11 protein-coding genes are annotated in these 13,820 nt (G+C 42.2%); 6 read left to right on the forward strand and 5 right to left on the reverse strand.

Annotated elements, in window-relative coordinates; translation table 11 throughout:
• The first annotated feature begins 147 nt into the window (after window positions 1–147).
• A complete protein-coding gene (locus PWQ49_RS01940) occupies window positions 148–357 on the forward strand; it encodes a hypothetical protein (RefSeq protein WP_300607054.1) in 210 nt (69 codons plus the stop codon).
• 17 nt (window positions 358–374) lie between these two features.
• The gene (gene ftsA / locus PWQ49_RS01945; protein WP_300607056.1) at window positions 375–1,724 is read left to right on the forward strand and encodes a coenzyme F390 synthetase; all 1,350 of its coding nucleotides are present in this window, start codon (window positions 375–377) and stop codon (window positions 1,722–1,724) included.
• On the opposite strand, the gene PWQ49_RS01950 is transcribed toward ftsA, so the two are convergent.
• From PWQ49_RS01950 to PWQ49_RS01965, 4 genes are all read right to left on the reverse strand, one after another.
• Entirely contained in the window at window positions 1,725–2,006 is a 282-nt protein-coding gene (locus PWQ49_RS01950; RefSeq protein ID WP_300607058.1) for an acylphosphatase, read from the reverse strand. It lies immediately after the preceding gene.
• A 21-nt stretch (window positions 2,007–2,027) separates the two neighbouring features.
• The gene (locus PWQ49_RS01955; RefSeq protein WP_300607061.1) at window positions 2,028–3,932 is read right to left on the reverse strand and encodes a threonine--tRNA ligase; all 1,905 of its coding nucleotides are present in this window, start codon (window positions 3,930–3,932) and stop codon (window positions 2,028–2,030) included.
• A gap of 66 nt (window positions 3,933–3,998) precedes the next feature.
• Entirely contained in the window at window positions 3,999–5,027 is a 1,029-nt protein-coding gene (locus PWQ49_RS01960) for an AI-2E family transporter (RefSeq protein ID WP_300607063.1), read from the reverse strand.
• A 393-nt stretch (window positions 5,028–5,420) separates the two neighbouring features.
• Window positions 5,421–5,828 carry an ArsR family transcriptional regulator gene (locus PWQ49_RS01965; protein ID WP_300607066.1) on the reverse strand — a complete coding sequence of 136 codons (408 nt, stop codon included), beginning with the start codon at window positions 5,826–5,828 and terminating at the stop codon, window positions 5,421–5,423.
• A gap of 165 nt (window positions 5,829–5,993) precedes the next feature.
• Here PWQ49_RS01965 and groES point away from each other — a divergent pair, with 165 nt between their 5' ends.
• The 3 genes from groES (at window position 5,994) to clpB (ending at window position 10,659) form a co-directional block, all read left to right on the forward strand.
• Window positions 5,994–6,269: a co-chaperone GroES gene (groES, locus tag PWQ49_RS01970; RefSeq protein WP_300607069.1), complete on the forward strand. Its 276-nt coding sequence runs from the start codon at window positions 5,994–5,996 to the stop codon at window positions 6,267–6,269.
• A 13-nt stretch (window positions 6,270–6,282) separates the two neighbouring features.
• A complete protein-coding gene (gene groL / locus PWQ49_RS01975) occupies window positions 6,283–7,890 on the forward strand; it encodes a chaperonin GroEL (RefSeq protein ID WP_300607071.1) in 1,608 nt (535 codons plus the stop codon).
• A 153-nt stretch (window positions 7,891–8,043) separates the two neighbouring features.
• Window positions 8,044–10,659, forward strand: coding sequence for an ATP-dependent chaperone ClpB (clpB, locus tag PWQ49_RS01980; protein WP_300607074.1), 2,616 nt, complete (start codon window positions 8,044–8,046; stop codon window positions 10,657–10,659).
• Window positions 10,660–10,993: 334 nt separating this feature from the next.
• On the opposite strand, the gene PWQ49_RS01985 is transcribed toward clpB, so the two are convergent.
• Complete coding sequence (locus PWQ49_RS01985; protein WP_300607077.1) at window positions 10,994–13,078, reverse strand: vitamin B12-dependent ribonucleotide reductase; 2,085 nt, start codon at window positions 13,076–13,078, stop codon at window positions 10,994–10,996.
• A 306-nt stretch (window positions 13,079–13,384) separates the two neighbouring features.
• Here PWQ49_RS01985 and PWQ49_RS01990 point away from each other — a divergent pair, with 306 nt between their 5' ends.
• Entirely contained in the window at window positions 13,385–13,792 is a 408-nt protein-coding gene (locus PWQ49_RS01990) for an OB-fold nucleic acid binding domain-containing protein (protein ID WP_300607080.1), read from the forward strand.
• Window positions 13,793–13,820 lie beyond the last annotated feature (28 nt).

Genomic DNA, 13,820 nt, shown 5'->3' on the forward strand with positions numbered 1-13,820 from the left:
CAATGGTGTTCACGATCAGAAAAGCGATGCATTATTACAACTTACAGCAGATTCCTTAAAAAGATCTTTGCCTAAAATTAATGTCATTCGCAATTGATATATAAGAATAATTCAAGATCATTATATTAGGGTATATGGAGGGTTTTTTTGAAGTGCATGTTCTGTGGAGAAGATTGCATGGAATTTGAAATCGAAGGCGGAGTGGAAGAAGACGTAAAGGAAGGTATAATAGTTGGTAACTCACACATATGTGTCGACTGCCTTGAGGAATTAAGGGATGCTCTAAAAATAAACAAGCTTGAGCAGTATGTCGGCGATGTCGAGTACGAGATCTATGAAGAAACGAAGAACCAATAAGTTTATCTCTTGCAACTATGAACCCCATTTATTACAATCCCATGATTGAGACAATCAACCGCGGGGAACTTGATGCCATCATTGAAGAAAAAATCAGCTACACTGTAAAGTATGCTGCCGAAAAATCGCCTTTTTACAGGAAATGGTTTGAACACCACAATATGTCACCTTCAAGCATAAAGAGCCATGAGGACCTGCTTGAGTTGCCTATAGTGTCGGGAGAACTCATTAAGAATAACCAGCCTCCAAAGACAAATAATTTCAATTTCCTGAGTTCAGACTGGAGTGATATATTTACCGTCCATGAAACAAGCGGTACAAGCGGAACGCCAAAATCTTTTTTCTTTACCTGGCAGGATTGGATGAGGTATGCTGAGAAATATTCCAGAAGTTTTACGTCACAGGGGTTTGGGAAAGCTGACAGGATAATTATGTGCGCTTCATATGGTATGAATATCGGTGCCAAAACGATGACTCTTGCTGCACGTGACCTTGGCATGACGATTATCCCTGAAGGAAAATGTACATTTCCTTCCCGCATAATCAAAAGCTATCAGCCTACTGGGATTGTAGCCAGTGTTTTCAAACTTTTGAGGCTTGCAAGAAGGCTGGGGCAGGAAGGGATTGATCCAAAGAAAACAAGTATCCAGAAACTTGTAGTTGGTGGAGAAAGTTTCGCTGATGAATCAAGAAAGTATCTTGAAGAAATATGGGGTTGTCCTGTTTACAATACTTACGGAAGTACTGAAGGAACAATGTGCGGTGAATGCAATATAAAGAACGGCCTACATGTATCGGAAGATCTTGTGCATCTTGATGTTTACGATCCTGAAAGCGGTGAGTATGTCAAAGATGGCGAATGTGGCAGGATAATACTTACAACTCTCCTCAGTCCGGGAGAAAAATGTGGCACTTTACTCATCAATTATGATACTGAGGACACTACAGCAGTTCTCGCAAGGGATAAGTGTGCCTGCGGAAGAACGCACATGCGTATTATGAATCCTGAACGTGAAGCAGAAACTTTCTGGATAGCAAACACTCCATTTAGCCGTGTGGACGTTGAAAGAGGGATTTTCCAGAGGGAAAATATGGATTATCTTACAGGAGAATATGAATCGTTCCTTTACGATAAAGGAAATGGTATAACATCTTTAAAGCTAATTCTGGAATGTCTTAACAAAAGACTTTGTGACAGGGAACTTGTTGAAGATAATTTCCTTAAAGGTGCTTTTGAATACAAACCCTCTCTTCGGGAAATGTACAATAAAGGAAAACTTGTTCTTGATCTGGATCTTGTTAAAGCTGGAGAAATAGAGGCCCGAAAGCCAAAAGGCCGTCCCGTAAGAATTGCGGATTACCGTTAATTATCTTCGAATGGAAAAACCTGAAAATTCCCCAGTTCCTTCAGAGCACGAGATTTCTATATCGGTCACATTGGCCATTGTAGGACCTGTTTTTAAATCCGAAATAAAGGCAACAATTGCATCATGGGTGCCTTCAGCTACCGTAAAAACACGCCCATCCGGGAGATTCATTACATATCCGGAAATCCCGAGGTTAAAAGCCTTCTCCTGAGTAAAGGCTCTGAAATATACGCCCTGAACCCTGCCGGATATATAGATTTCTGCCCGCTCCAGATTTTCCATAAATACCCCTTCCAAGATATATCACACGAACTTTGGTCTTCTGGAAAGCATCTGATCCAGTGGCAATCTCTGGAAAGGCATACCTGCAATTTCATTCCAGAGTTTCTCATTTAGTTCGTCCACTGACATCTGGACTTTCATAGGTTTCTTTGGCTTGGATTTTGCCCTTACAGTTACGTTAAGCATCCCACTTTCCATCTCACGATCTCCGATAACCACCACATACGGTATCCATTCCATTCCTGCATTTCTTATCTTCTTACCGATGGAGTCGTCTCTGTCATCAATGTCCACACGACATTCAAGTCGTGAAGCAATATCTTTCGCAAATTCAAGATGCTGATCCCCTATTGGGATTATCCTGACCTGAGTAGGTGACAGCCATACAGGAAGCATCGGTACCCTGCCCTTCTCCGCTTCCATGGCTGCTTTTTCAAGTAATGAGTAAATACAACGCTCAATTGCACCACTTGGTGAGCAATGAAGAATTATAGGCCTCTTTGCATCGCCGTTTGTATCTATATAGTTAATGTCATAACGTTCGGCGTTCTCCACATCTATCTGAACGGTGGAAAGAGCACTTGCTTTGCTGATAGCATCCACGAAATTAAATTCGAATTTCAGAACAAAGTAGAAGAAACGGGTGTCCCACATTTCTACAAGCACAGGCTTGTTAACCTTGCGTGCAAGTTCTGTGATGAAATCCTTGTTTTGTTCATAGAAATCACGGGTAAACCTGATAGCGACTTCAAAATCATCCACGCTGATGCCGATGCGATTCAGAACGTCAATGCACATGGAATATTGTTCCCCAAATTGTTCCACCGCATTATCCATATTTGCACAGAGAGTATGCATATCAGGCATTGTGAAAGCCCTCAAACGCCTCAAGCCTACAAGTTCTCCTCTTTGTTCTTTTCTAAAACTGTAACGTGTCAGTTCAACCATTTTCAACGGAAGGTTGCGATGGGAAATGGTCATGTCATGATTCATAAGGAACTGACCAAAACATGCTGCAAATCTCAGGAACAGCTGGTGCTTATCCGATTCGATTGAATACTGTCTGGCAGGGAATCTGTCCAGATACTTCTTTAATGTAGGATGGTTCATGTCGTACATTAATGGAGTCTCAACTTCCATTGCACCGTATGCAATGGATTCTTCAAGTACGAATCTCTCAAGCAGGGATTTCATAAGCCTGCCTTTTGGATAGTAACGCATATTTCCTGAATCTGAGCCGGGCTCGTAATCCGCCAGTTCAAGCCTGCGCATCAATTCAACGTGTGGTGGTGCTTTTTCAACTGTACGGCTCTTGGAAATTTCATAATCTACAAATTTTCTCAGGTTTTCATGACCTGAAAGATCAAAGTCTTCTATATCGTGGAGTACACCGTCGGGGGTTAAAACATGCCAGTAGGATTTGGCAGTGCTCTCGGCCTTGAGTGCTTCAGAAACAATTTCCTGAACTTCCCCGCACTCTGGAGTCTTATCTTCTTTTTTGGCAGTTTCAGGGTAAATTGTTCTTGAAAGTTCAGAGAGAGGGTGACCTTTACAGCTAATGCTGAATGCCTTATACCAACCAAATGGTGCCCTTTTGACATTGAATTGTTCTGAAAGACGTTTTTCTATTGCTTTCAGAACAGAAATAGCAACTTTGGGAGATGATAACTCAGAACTAAGATGAGCATAAGGATAAAGCATGATATTTTCAACCTTTACCTGTGAAGCTGCATCAACTATCGAAGAGATTGCCTTTTCCACAACGGATGAAGGCGATTCCTCATCGCGTGATTCTACGGCAATAAAAGCTGCAAGTGCCTCATCAAGCCTGCCTCTTTTGAATGACTCTTCAATCTCTTCAGCAATAGGCGTGCTTTTCTTAACTTCATATTCGATATAATCGGAATGGATCAGCAAAAGCTTCATGAACTCACCTTATGATTTGGTCTGTAGAATGAAATAATCCTTATTAACCTTTTTCAACACAAAAGCTTATGCAGACAGTTCTTCTGTGAAAGTGCTTTCTTTTGTTTCCGTATTTGTGTAAACGCGATAGGCTGCAATTAAGGCTCCGAGTATCATAGGAGCTGCAAAGAATCCGGCAACACCGCCTACAAAACCACCACCTAAGAATACTACCATAAGAACGATCGGGTGAATCTGGGACTTCAGGCTGACAAGATAAGGCCTCAGGAAAAGTTCAGGCGGTGCATAAATAATGATGCTTGATACTATGAAGAAGACAATTGCAGACTGCAATCCAAATTCAAAGTACCTGATAATTGAAAGTGCAATAAGAATCATGTATCCTGCAAAGAAAGGGATTACGGATGCGATAAATACCAGTGTAGCAAGAGCGAGAATGTGGGATAATCCAAAAGCATAAAAGACAACTACTGAAATTGTACTTACCGTCAGTGCTGCATAGGCATTTCCAATAAAAATACCGCCCAGAATAGTGTCCAGTTCTTTTAGGTATTCTTCCATTAGATCCTGTAATTCATCAGGAACAATTTTTATGAATGACTTGTAAACCTGTTCTCCATCTTGGAGCAAAAAATAGCAGACAAAAATAGCCACTATGAGATTTATCATAAGCATCGCAATTCCCCGGGCATAGGAAATAAAACCTAATTGGCTTATGAATGATAAAATTGAAATTGAAGAACTCCAGATAACTTCGTTTACCTTAGCTGAATAAGCTTCCGGTACAACCTGTCTTACGATGTCAGATAAAATACGGATATATTCTGTCTGATTTTCAACAATAAACATAAATTGCCTGAAAATTTCCACAATTCCAATTCCTATGATGATAACAAGAGGCGTAACAATAAACATTGTAGCAATAAATGCTCCAATATGATCCCATCTTTTGAGCTTGATATAGATGGGACGGCAAATATACGCAAATACCAACCCAAGAACAATGCCGTCTCCTAGAGGAAGTAAAATGGTTGCAAGGGATAAAAACAAGATAAGCAAAAGCAGAGCTATTATTATTTTCCATTTATTGGACATAAGGATGGCCAAGCCATCTGGTTTTCGAAAAAGCATTGTAACCCCTGACGCCCATTATATTCTATAATGGTACCCATTATTATTGTATACTGATAAACCCTAACATTATTAATATTTCACTATTCTTCGGGTTAATTCAGAATATTCTCTTCAATTCTAATCGACTAAAAAAACTCACCAATAGTGGCATAATACTAGAAAGCATAAGTATGTTTATACCTTTTCTTTTTTAGCCTATTTTTCATATGGGATTTTTGCCATCACGACTCCGTCTCACAGCGCTTATTTCTATATTTTTGATGCATTCTAAAAGATATTGCGATTTAGGATGTGAACTCATAAGGGTATGTATTTCAAATAGGCGCAAAGGTCTACAACGCATTATTTTGAAACTTATCTGTTCTGGATACCCTTTTCCTGATCTATTTCAGCTGCTATTGCCTCGAGTTCATCGAAGATTCGTTCTGAATCCTTGCGCATTTCTTGTACAGCTGCCTTGAGACTACCGCCACGAAGGTATAATTTTCGTTTTTCACGGTAAATAAGGCCGGAATTAATGAGGTTCCTTAAATGGTGATTTACCCTTGAAGGATTGACGCCAAGGGCATTGGCGATCATTTCAGAAGATATGCGCTCTTTCTCGGATACCTTATCAAGCAGACTCATGACTATTCGTGTAGCCATGTTCTCCACATCCCTTCCAGACGATAAACCGAAGCTATTACAAAGCCAATAGATGTCATTTTCGAGATTTTTTTCCCGTGGTTTTTCCAGATCTACAAGGATTATCTGTCTGGACATAGTTCCAAAATATGTAGTAATTATATATAAATCCGTCTGTTAAAAATAGATATGATATCTATTTTATGCATATCAAATGAATACAACACATAAGTTTTAAATAGAATAAATACTATTTGTGTTTGAAAAACTACAATTTCAATGCTCCGATATAGGAGGTATGACATGAGCATAAAACCGATTGGGGAACGTGTTTTAATAAAACCGATTAAAGAAGAGGAAATTACTCCGGGAGGCATCTACATCCCCGAGAGTGCACAGAAAGAGAGAAAAGAAGGGACTGTAATTGCTGTCGGTACTTTTGAAGATGGAAAAGAGCTTCCATTAAAAGAAGGTGACCATGTAATCTATGGAGGATTCCGGTCTGATGAATTTGACATCGATGGGGAGAAACACATTTTCGTAGATTTTAAAGATATTCTTGCAAAAATTGAGGATTAAGGGGTGAGTTTCCATGAGTACCAAGCAGATAATGTTTGATGAAAATGCAAGACAATCGCTTCTTGAAGGGATTGACAAGGTAGCTAATACTGTAAAGGTGACGTTAGGACCAAAGGGTAGGAATGTGGTACTTGATAAGTCATCCAACCCTATAGTAACTAATGATGGAGTAACTATTGCAAAAGAAATTGAACTGAAGAATAAGTTCGAGAACATGGGTGCAAAATTAGTAAGGGAAGTTGCTTCCAAAACACAGGATAATACCGGTGACGGTACCACTACGGCTACTGTACTTGCACAATCAATGATCAGAGAAGGTATGCGTAACATTACTGCCGGTTCAAACCCTATAGAAGTAAAGAAGGGTATCGAAATTGCAACCGGTAAGATCGTCGAGCATCTGAAATCTCTGAGCAAGGAAGTTAAAGATAGAGAGAAGATCGAGCAGGTTGCCACCGTTTCCGCTAACAATGACGAAGAGATCGGGAAACTTATTGCCAATGCCATGGAGAAAGTCGGTTACAATGGTGTAATTACGGTTGACGACTCAAAAACAATTGACACAACTCTGGAAGTAGTTGAAGGTATGCAGTTTGACAGGGGATATGTCTCTCCTTACATGGCAACAGATCATGAAAAGATGGTCTGTGAACTTGAAAATCCCTACATCTTGCTTACCGATAAGAAAATCAGTAGCGTGAACCAGATCGTACCAATTCTGGAAAAAGTGGCACGCGATGGAAGAGGACTTGTTATTATCGCAGATGATGTAGAAGGTGATGCGCAGGCAGCTCTTATATTGAACATCATTCGCGGTTCAATAAAGGTCTGTGCAGTGAAAGCTCCTGGATTTGGCGATGACCGCAAGGAAATGCTTGAGGATATTGCGGTTCTCACTGGTGCTACTGTAATAAGTGACGCAAAGGGAATGAAACTTGAAGATGTAACTGACGCTATGCTTGGAAGTGCACGCAAGGTTACTGTTGACAAGCAAAAGACCACTATTGTCGAAGGCAAAGGTGAAAAAGCCGCCATTGAGCAGCGTATGAAAACGATTGAATCTCAGATCAACATCTCTGATTCCGAGTACAAGAAAAAGGAGCTTAAGAAGAGGCTTGCAAAACTGGGAGGCGGAGTTGCAGTCATCAAAGTAGGTGCTGCAACCGAGACCGAACTTGAAGAGAAGAAAATGCGGATCGACGATGCTCTCAATGCAACAAAGGCAGCTGTTGAAGAAGGTGTTGTTGCAGGTGGCGGAATAAGTCTGTTCCACTCCGCAAAGGTTCTTGATGAACTTGACTTAGATTCCGATCAGATGATTGGTGTCGGAATTGTCAGGAAGGCCCTTGAAGCACCCATAAGGCAGATAGCACACAATGCAGGTAGGGAAGGCGCTGAGATTGTTGCCCGTATCCGCGCAGAAGATCCTGAATATGGTTACAATGCCAAGACCGACACCTTTGAGAATCTCTTTGAAGCTGGGGTTATTGACCCAACAAAGGTGGTAAGAAGCGGGCTGCAAAACGCAGCATCCATTGCAGGAATGGTTCTTACCACCGAGGCCATTGTAACGGAATTTGATGAAGAGAAGGACGAAAAGACTGCTGCTATAATCCTTTAAGGCAGTTTTGAGGATGCCTGCTTCTATAGCAGGCATCCATCGTTAAATTTGGGAATTTTATATCCGCAATCTCCATTGTAGGAGAATTATAAAAATACAGATCAATAAAAAAACAGATAAAGGCTTAGGACTATTTTAAAAGGGAGTGGTATAATGGATATTAACCAATTCACACAAAAAGCACAGGAAGCAATTCAGGCTTCAAGAACAATTGCTGCAAGATATTACAATCAGCAGATAGATTCGGAGCATCTTTTCCTTGCATTACTGGAACAGAGGGGGGGATTGGTTCCTTCGTTGCTGGAAAAGGTGGGTGCCCAGCCTCACGAGTTGCAGGACAAACTGGAAGATCACATATCACAATTACCGCAGGTTTCAGGGCCGGGCAGCGAGAATGTATATTTTACTCAGCGTGTAATCCGGGTGCTTGACAATGCCACTTCCCTGGCTAAGAAGATGAAGGATGAGTTCGTCAGTGTTGAACATATCTTGCTTGCGCTTGTTAAAGAGAAAGACGGCGTAAGCAAGCGCCTGCTTGAAGAAGCAGGGGTGAATGAAAAAGCACTTCTTGAAGCTATCAAAGATGTAAGGGGAAATCGCCGCGTGACTTCCGAAAATCCCGAAGATACATACAAACCGCTGGAAAAATATGGAATCGACTTTACCGAACTTGCTTCACAAGGCAAGCTTGATCCGGTTATAGGCAGGGATCACGAGATCCGCCGTACTATTGAAATTCTGTCTAGGCGCAGGAAAAACAACCCGGTTCTTATCGGAGATCCGGGTGTAGGTAAAACCGCAATTGTTGAGGGACTTGCACAACGTATTGCAAAGAAAGACGTTCCTGATGCAATGAAAAACAAGAGAATTGTAGCCCTTGATATGGGTGCACTTATTGCAGGAGCCAAATTCCGTGGGGAATTTGAGGAAAGGTTGAAAGCTGTTCTTAAAGAAGTAGCCGACTCCGATGGCCAGATTATCCTGTTCATAGATGAGCTGCACACAATTGTGGGTGCAGGTGCAACTGAAGGTGCAATGGACGCAGGTAACCTGCTCAAACCCATGCTCGCACGCGGAGAATTGCACTGTATAGGTGCTACAACCCTTGATGAATATCGCAAGTATATTGAAAAAGACGCTGCCCTTGAGCGTAGGTTCATGCCTGTGATAGTCGAACCACCGGATGTGGAAGCCACTATCTCCATCCTCAGAGGGCTTAAGGAAAAGTATGAAGTCCATCATGGGGTACGCCTGAAAGACAGTGCAATCGTGGCAGCAGCTGTATTGAGTGACCGTTATATTACCGATCGTTTCCTACCGGATAAAGCTATTGACCTGCTGGACGAAGCTGCAGCCAAGGTCAAGACGGCCATTGACAGTAAACCTGCTGAACTCGATGAAGCAGACAGAAAACTTCTCCAGCTTGAAATTGAGAAGGAAGCTCTGAAGGCGGAAAAGGACGCTGCATCAAAGGAACGGCTGCAAAACCTTGAGAAGGAAATTGCAGAAATCAGAGCTGAATCCGATGCAATGCGTACCCGCTGGGAAAATGAAAAACAGATCATTGCACGCCTAAACGCTCTAAAGGAGAAGATTGATGAAACGAAAACCAAACTCGAGCTTGCCGAGAATGAAGGTGATTTTGAGCTCGCGTCCCGCCTGAAATACGGAGAACTTGTGCCCCTTCAACATGAATATGCAGAAGAGGAGGCAAAGCTGAAGGAAAGACAATCAAGTATGCTCCTCAAGGAAGAGGTTAACGAGGAAGATGTCGCCAAGGTTGTTAGCGAGTGGACGAAAATCCCAATCACCAAACTAATGGAAAACGAAAAGGAAAAACTCATTCATCTAGAAGAGAGGCTGCACCGCAGGGTTATTGGACAGGATGAGGCTGTGAAGGCAGTTGCGGATGCAGTGATTCGTGCACATGCAGGCATTAAGGATCCACGCAGACCGATTGGAAGCTTTATTTTCCTTGGTCCTACTGGTGTGGGTAAGACCGAGCTTGCAAAAGCCCTTGCTGCGGAGCTCTTTGACAGCGAGGATAACATGATACGTATCGATATGTCAGAGTACATGGAGAAACACACCGTTGCAAGATTGATAGGAGCACCTCCGGGTTATGTAGGTCATGAAGAGGGAGGTCAGCTTACCGAAGCTGTAAGAAGGCATCCATATTCCGTTGTGTTGTTTGATGAAATTGAAAAGGCACACCATGATGTATTCAATATCATGCTGCAGATGCTGGATGACGGTCGTCTAACCGATTCAAAGGGAAGAACTGTGGATTTCAAGAATACAATTGTCATCATGACTTCCAACATATTAGTGGAATACCTGTTAACTCAAGACAAAGAGGAAAAAGTGGAAGACTATGCCAAGATGCAAGAAATCGCTCTGAACGAACTAAGTAAGTATTTCCGTCCCGAGTTTCTCAACCGTATTGACGAGATCGCAATATTCCGTCCACTGACAAAGGAGCAACTGATCAACATAGTAGACATCAAAGTCAATGACCTGATCCAGAGGCTGAAAGAACGCAGGTTTGGGTTGGAGATCACTCCCTCTGCCAAGAAATACCTCGCTGATACAGGTTACAGCGAGACCTATGGTGCAAGACCGCTTAAGAGGGTCATCCAGAACGAGCTGGAAACTGCAATTGCGAAGCTCATTATCAGTGGAGAGGTCATGGAATCGGATACCGTTGTCGTCGATGCAAAGGATCGTGGGCTTACCTTTGAAGTTAAAAAGGGAGAGGAGCATAACTGATTTCTCCCTTTTTATTTTTGAGTACTAACTGAAGTAATTGAGCTCTGTAGGTATCCTTGTATAAACAATAAGCATAACTTTGACGCGACTGTCAAGATTGTGCGACATCATTTAAGTTTTACTTGTTTCATACGATTTTTATATTTTAATCAATTTTTATTATGGCGTATGGTAAAAATACACCAATTGTTTGAACAATGTTCTGGGAAGATCTCTTTATCGATCTTAAGAGAAGATATCCAACTTCCGTTCAGAATGAATGGTATATTTTGGTTTTGCACCTTCTTGATTTAAATGGGCTTTTTTGGATCTGCATGGTGCATGTGCCGCAGTTTTACCCCTCACACTCTCCTCTTAAACAATCCCCTGAAAACTCCGATTCAGCCACGACACTTTTCGGCTTTATTCCGGTCAGCCCGCCGAGAACCAGCACCTGTTCATCCTTGCTACCGTAACGGTAGACAGTGATTCCCTTGCATTTCAGCTTGTAGGCTAGCATATAGATCTTCCTCACATCGTCAAGAGTGGCATCTGCCGGGAGGTTGACGGTCTTGGCAACGGCATTGTCCACATATTCCTGGAAAGCTGCCTGCATCCTCACATGCCACTCCGGGGCGATGTCAAGGGCTGTGACAAATACCCGTTTTACATCTTCAGGGATTTCCGGGAGTTCCTGGATGGAGCCGGATCTGGAAATCTTAATCATGAGATCGGTGTTGTAGAATCCCCTCTTCTTGGCAATCTCCTCAAACACGGGATTAACTTCCAGTAGCTGGGTACCCATGACATTTCGCACAAAGGAGATGGCAAAAATGGGTTCTATACCGGAACTTGTTCCAGCGATGATGCTTAGGGTCCCCGTGGGCGCAACGGTGTTCAGGGTGGCATTCCGCATGGTCTTGTGCTCCTTGGCAAGATCGCTTTCCCCAAAGTTCGGGAAACTTCCCCTTTCTGCTCCAAGTTCCACCGATTTTTTTACGGATTCCTCACGGATGAATTTCATACTCTGCTTCGCAATTCCTATGGCTTCTTCGGAATCATAGGGAATTGAGAGTTTTGCAAGCATCTCTGCAAAACCCATGACGCCAAGTCCGATTTTGCGGTTCTGCTTTGTGATAGTATCGACCTCTTCCAGCGGATACCTGTTGGCATCTATGACGTTGTCAAGGAAATGCACACCTTTGCGAACTGTTTTTCTGAGTTTGTCCCAGTCAATCCCGCCATCATCAACCATTGCTGACAGGTTGATAGAACCGAGGTTACAGGATTCATAAGGCAGCAAGGGAATTTCCCCACACGGATTTGTACTTTCAATGGTTCCGATATGGGACAGTGGATGTTTCCTGTTGATCTCATCCAGGAATAACATACCCGGATCTCCGGTTCGCCAGACCATGGTGATTATAAGGTCGAATACATCTTTTGCCCTAAGTTTCTGCGTTATTTCTCCGGTTCGGGGATTGATAAGTTCGTATTCCCGGTCCTCCTCTACCGCTTTCATGAACTCGTCAGTTACGCCCACAGAAATGTTGAAATTTTTGAGGAAGCCTTCCTTCTCCTTGGATGTTATAAACTCGATTATGTCTGGGTGGTCAACCCTCAGGATGCCCATATTTGCGCCCCTTCTCCTGCCTCCCTGTTTTATAACTTCGGTTGCCTGATCAAAAATAGTCATGAAAGACAGAGGACCGGATGCCACGCCTTTGGTAGACTGCACTATATCACCCTTTGGGCGTAATCGCGAAAAAGAGAACCCGGTCCCTCCTCCTGATTGGTGTATAATGCTCATATTTTTAAGAGTTTCGAAAATATCCTTCAGAGTATCTTCAACAGGCAGAACAAAACATGCACTTAATTGTCCTATTTTTGTGCCGGCATTCATAATTGTGGGTGAATTGGGCAAAAATTCCAGTTTTGTCATCATCTCGTAGAAGTTTTTTTCGGTTTGCTTCACATCCCCTCCATATATCTCATCAACTAAGGCTATTGCCCGTGCCACCCTTCTGAACATTGCAGCAGGGGTCTCCGCAATCCTTCCAGATTCGTCTTTGAGCAAGTACCTTCTTTCCAGTACCCTTATGGCATTGAGCGAGAGTTTCAACTCGTCCGTTTCAACTCCAAGAAGTTTCTTGGCATCCCTTTCCTCGGTTTTTTTCTGTTGGTACAGGATATATGCCTTGGCAACTTTTGCATGACCGTTCAAAATAAGGACTTCTTCAACAATGTTCTGTACATCCTCAGCATCGGGTGTATTGTCCCCGAATTTATCTTCAATCCGCTGCACTACCTGATCCGCGATTGTTCCGGCAAGTTTTCCATCCAGCTCGCCGACTGCCAGAATTGCCTGATGTATGGCTTTGGCAACCTTTTCAGGATCAAAATTGACAATCCTTCCGCCCCTCTTCCTTATTTTTTCCACTCGCGATCCCCATTAGGATTTATTGTCTTTTTGGATTAAAGTACTTATTTGTTCTAATAACACATTCCGCATGAAAACAGGGTCCTTCATACACGGGATCTGAAATATCGTTTCTTCTTGCTCTATAATAGTGTTTATGACACACCATGAATATTCGAAAATCTCGGTATTTGACAGGACTGGATGCACCTGCATGAACACTTATTTTTTCTTTTTTGTTTTTATTATCCCAATTGCACGCAAGTGTTTTATAAAATGGTATTAAAATATCGTATGTATCTAAAATTAACTTGGATGTTTTTAGTATTGATTTTTTGCAGAGGTGGTTTTCTGGAAAAGGAAGAAAAGATAGTTGTAATCCTGCTCCTTATGGCGGTACTCTCCCTTGCAGTTGCCTATGTAACAATTTTTCCAAATAATATTAATGGGAAAATCCACCAGCCCCTCTCTGAAAATACGGAAATTGGCGAGATAGTAACCATTGAAGGTATTGTTTATGACAAAACACTTACAAGAACCGGAGAGCATCTTATTTTGACAATCGACTATGATTCATGGTTAATCAAAGTCTTTATCCCCGGAAAAGAGGGAGCCGGGGAGATCAATAATCTGGTCTTTGAAGGAGATATGCTAAAAATTACAGGGAGACTGGATGAATATAAAGGGGAAAAAGAACTTGTGGTAGAAAACAAAAACGATATTGTTCTCCTTTAAGTAACATGATCGGTATTATTTTTAAGGA

Source organism: Methanohalophilus sp. (genome assembly GCF_030156785.1).
Taxonomy (GTDB): Archaea; Halobacteriota; Methanosarcinia; order Methanosarcinales; family Methanosarcinaceae; genus Methanohalophilus.

Bases quoted from the DNA above. Each gene is read 5' to 3' on its own strand.
- ftsA (WP_300607056.1), top strand. From the start codon at position 375: ATGAACCCCATTTATTACAATCCCATGATTGAGACAATCAACCGCGGG.
- PWQ49_RS01950 (WP_300607058.1), bottom strand. From the start codon at position 2,006: ATGGAAAATCTGGAGCGGGCAGAAATCTATATATCCGGCAGGGTTCAG.
- PWQ49_RS01955 (WP_300607061.1), bottom strand. From the start codon at position 3,932: ATGAAGCTTTTGCTGATCCATTCCGATTATATCGAATATGAAGTTAAG.
- PWQ49_RS01960 (WP_300607063.1), bottom strand. From the start codon at position 5,027: ATGTCCAATAAATGGAAAATAATAATAGCTCTGCTTTTGCTTATCTTG.
- PWQ49_RS01965 (WP_300607066.1), bottom strand. From the start codon at position 5,828: ATGTCCAGACAGATAATCCTTGTAGATCTGGAAAAACCACGGGAAAAA.
- groES (WP_300607069.1), top strand. From the start codon at position 5,994: ATGAGCATAAAACCGATTGGGGAACGTGTTTTAATAAAACCGATTAAA.
- groL (WP_300607071.1), top strand. From the start codon at position 6,283: ATGAGTACCAAGCAGATAATGTTTGATGAAAATGCAAGACAATCGCTT.
- clpB (WP_300607074.1), top strand. From the start codon at position 8,044: ATGGATATTAACCAATTCACACAAAAAGCACAGGAAGCAATTCAGGCT.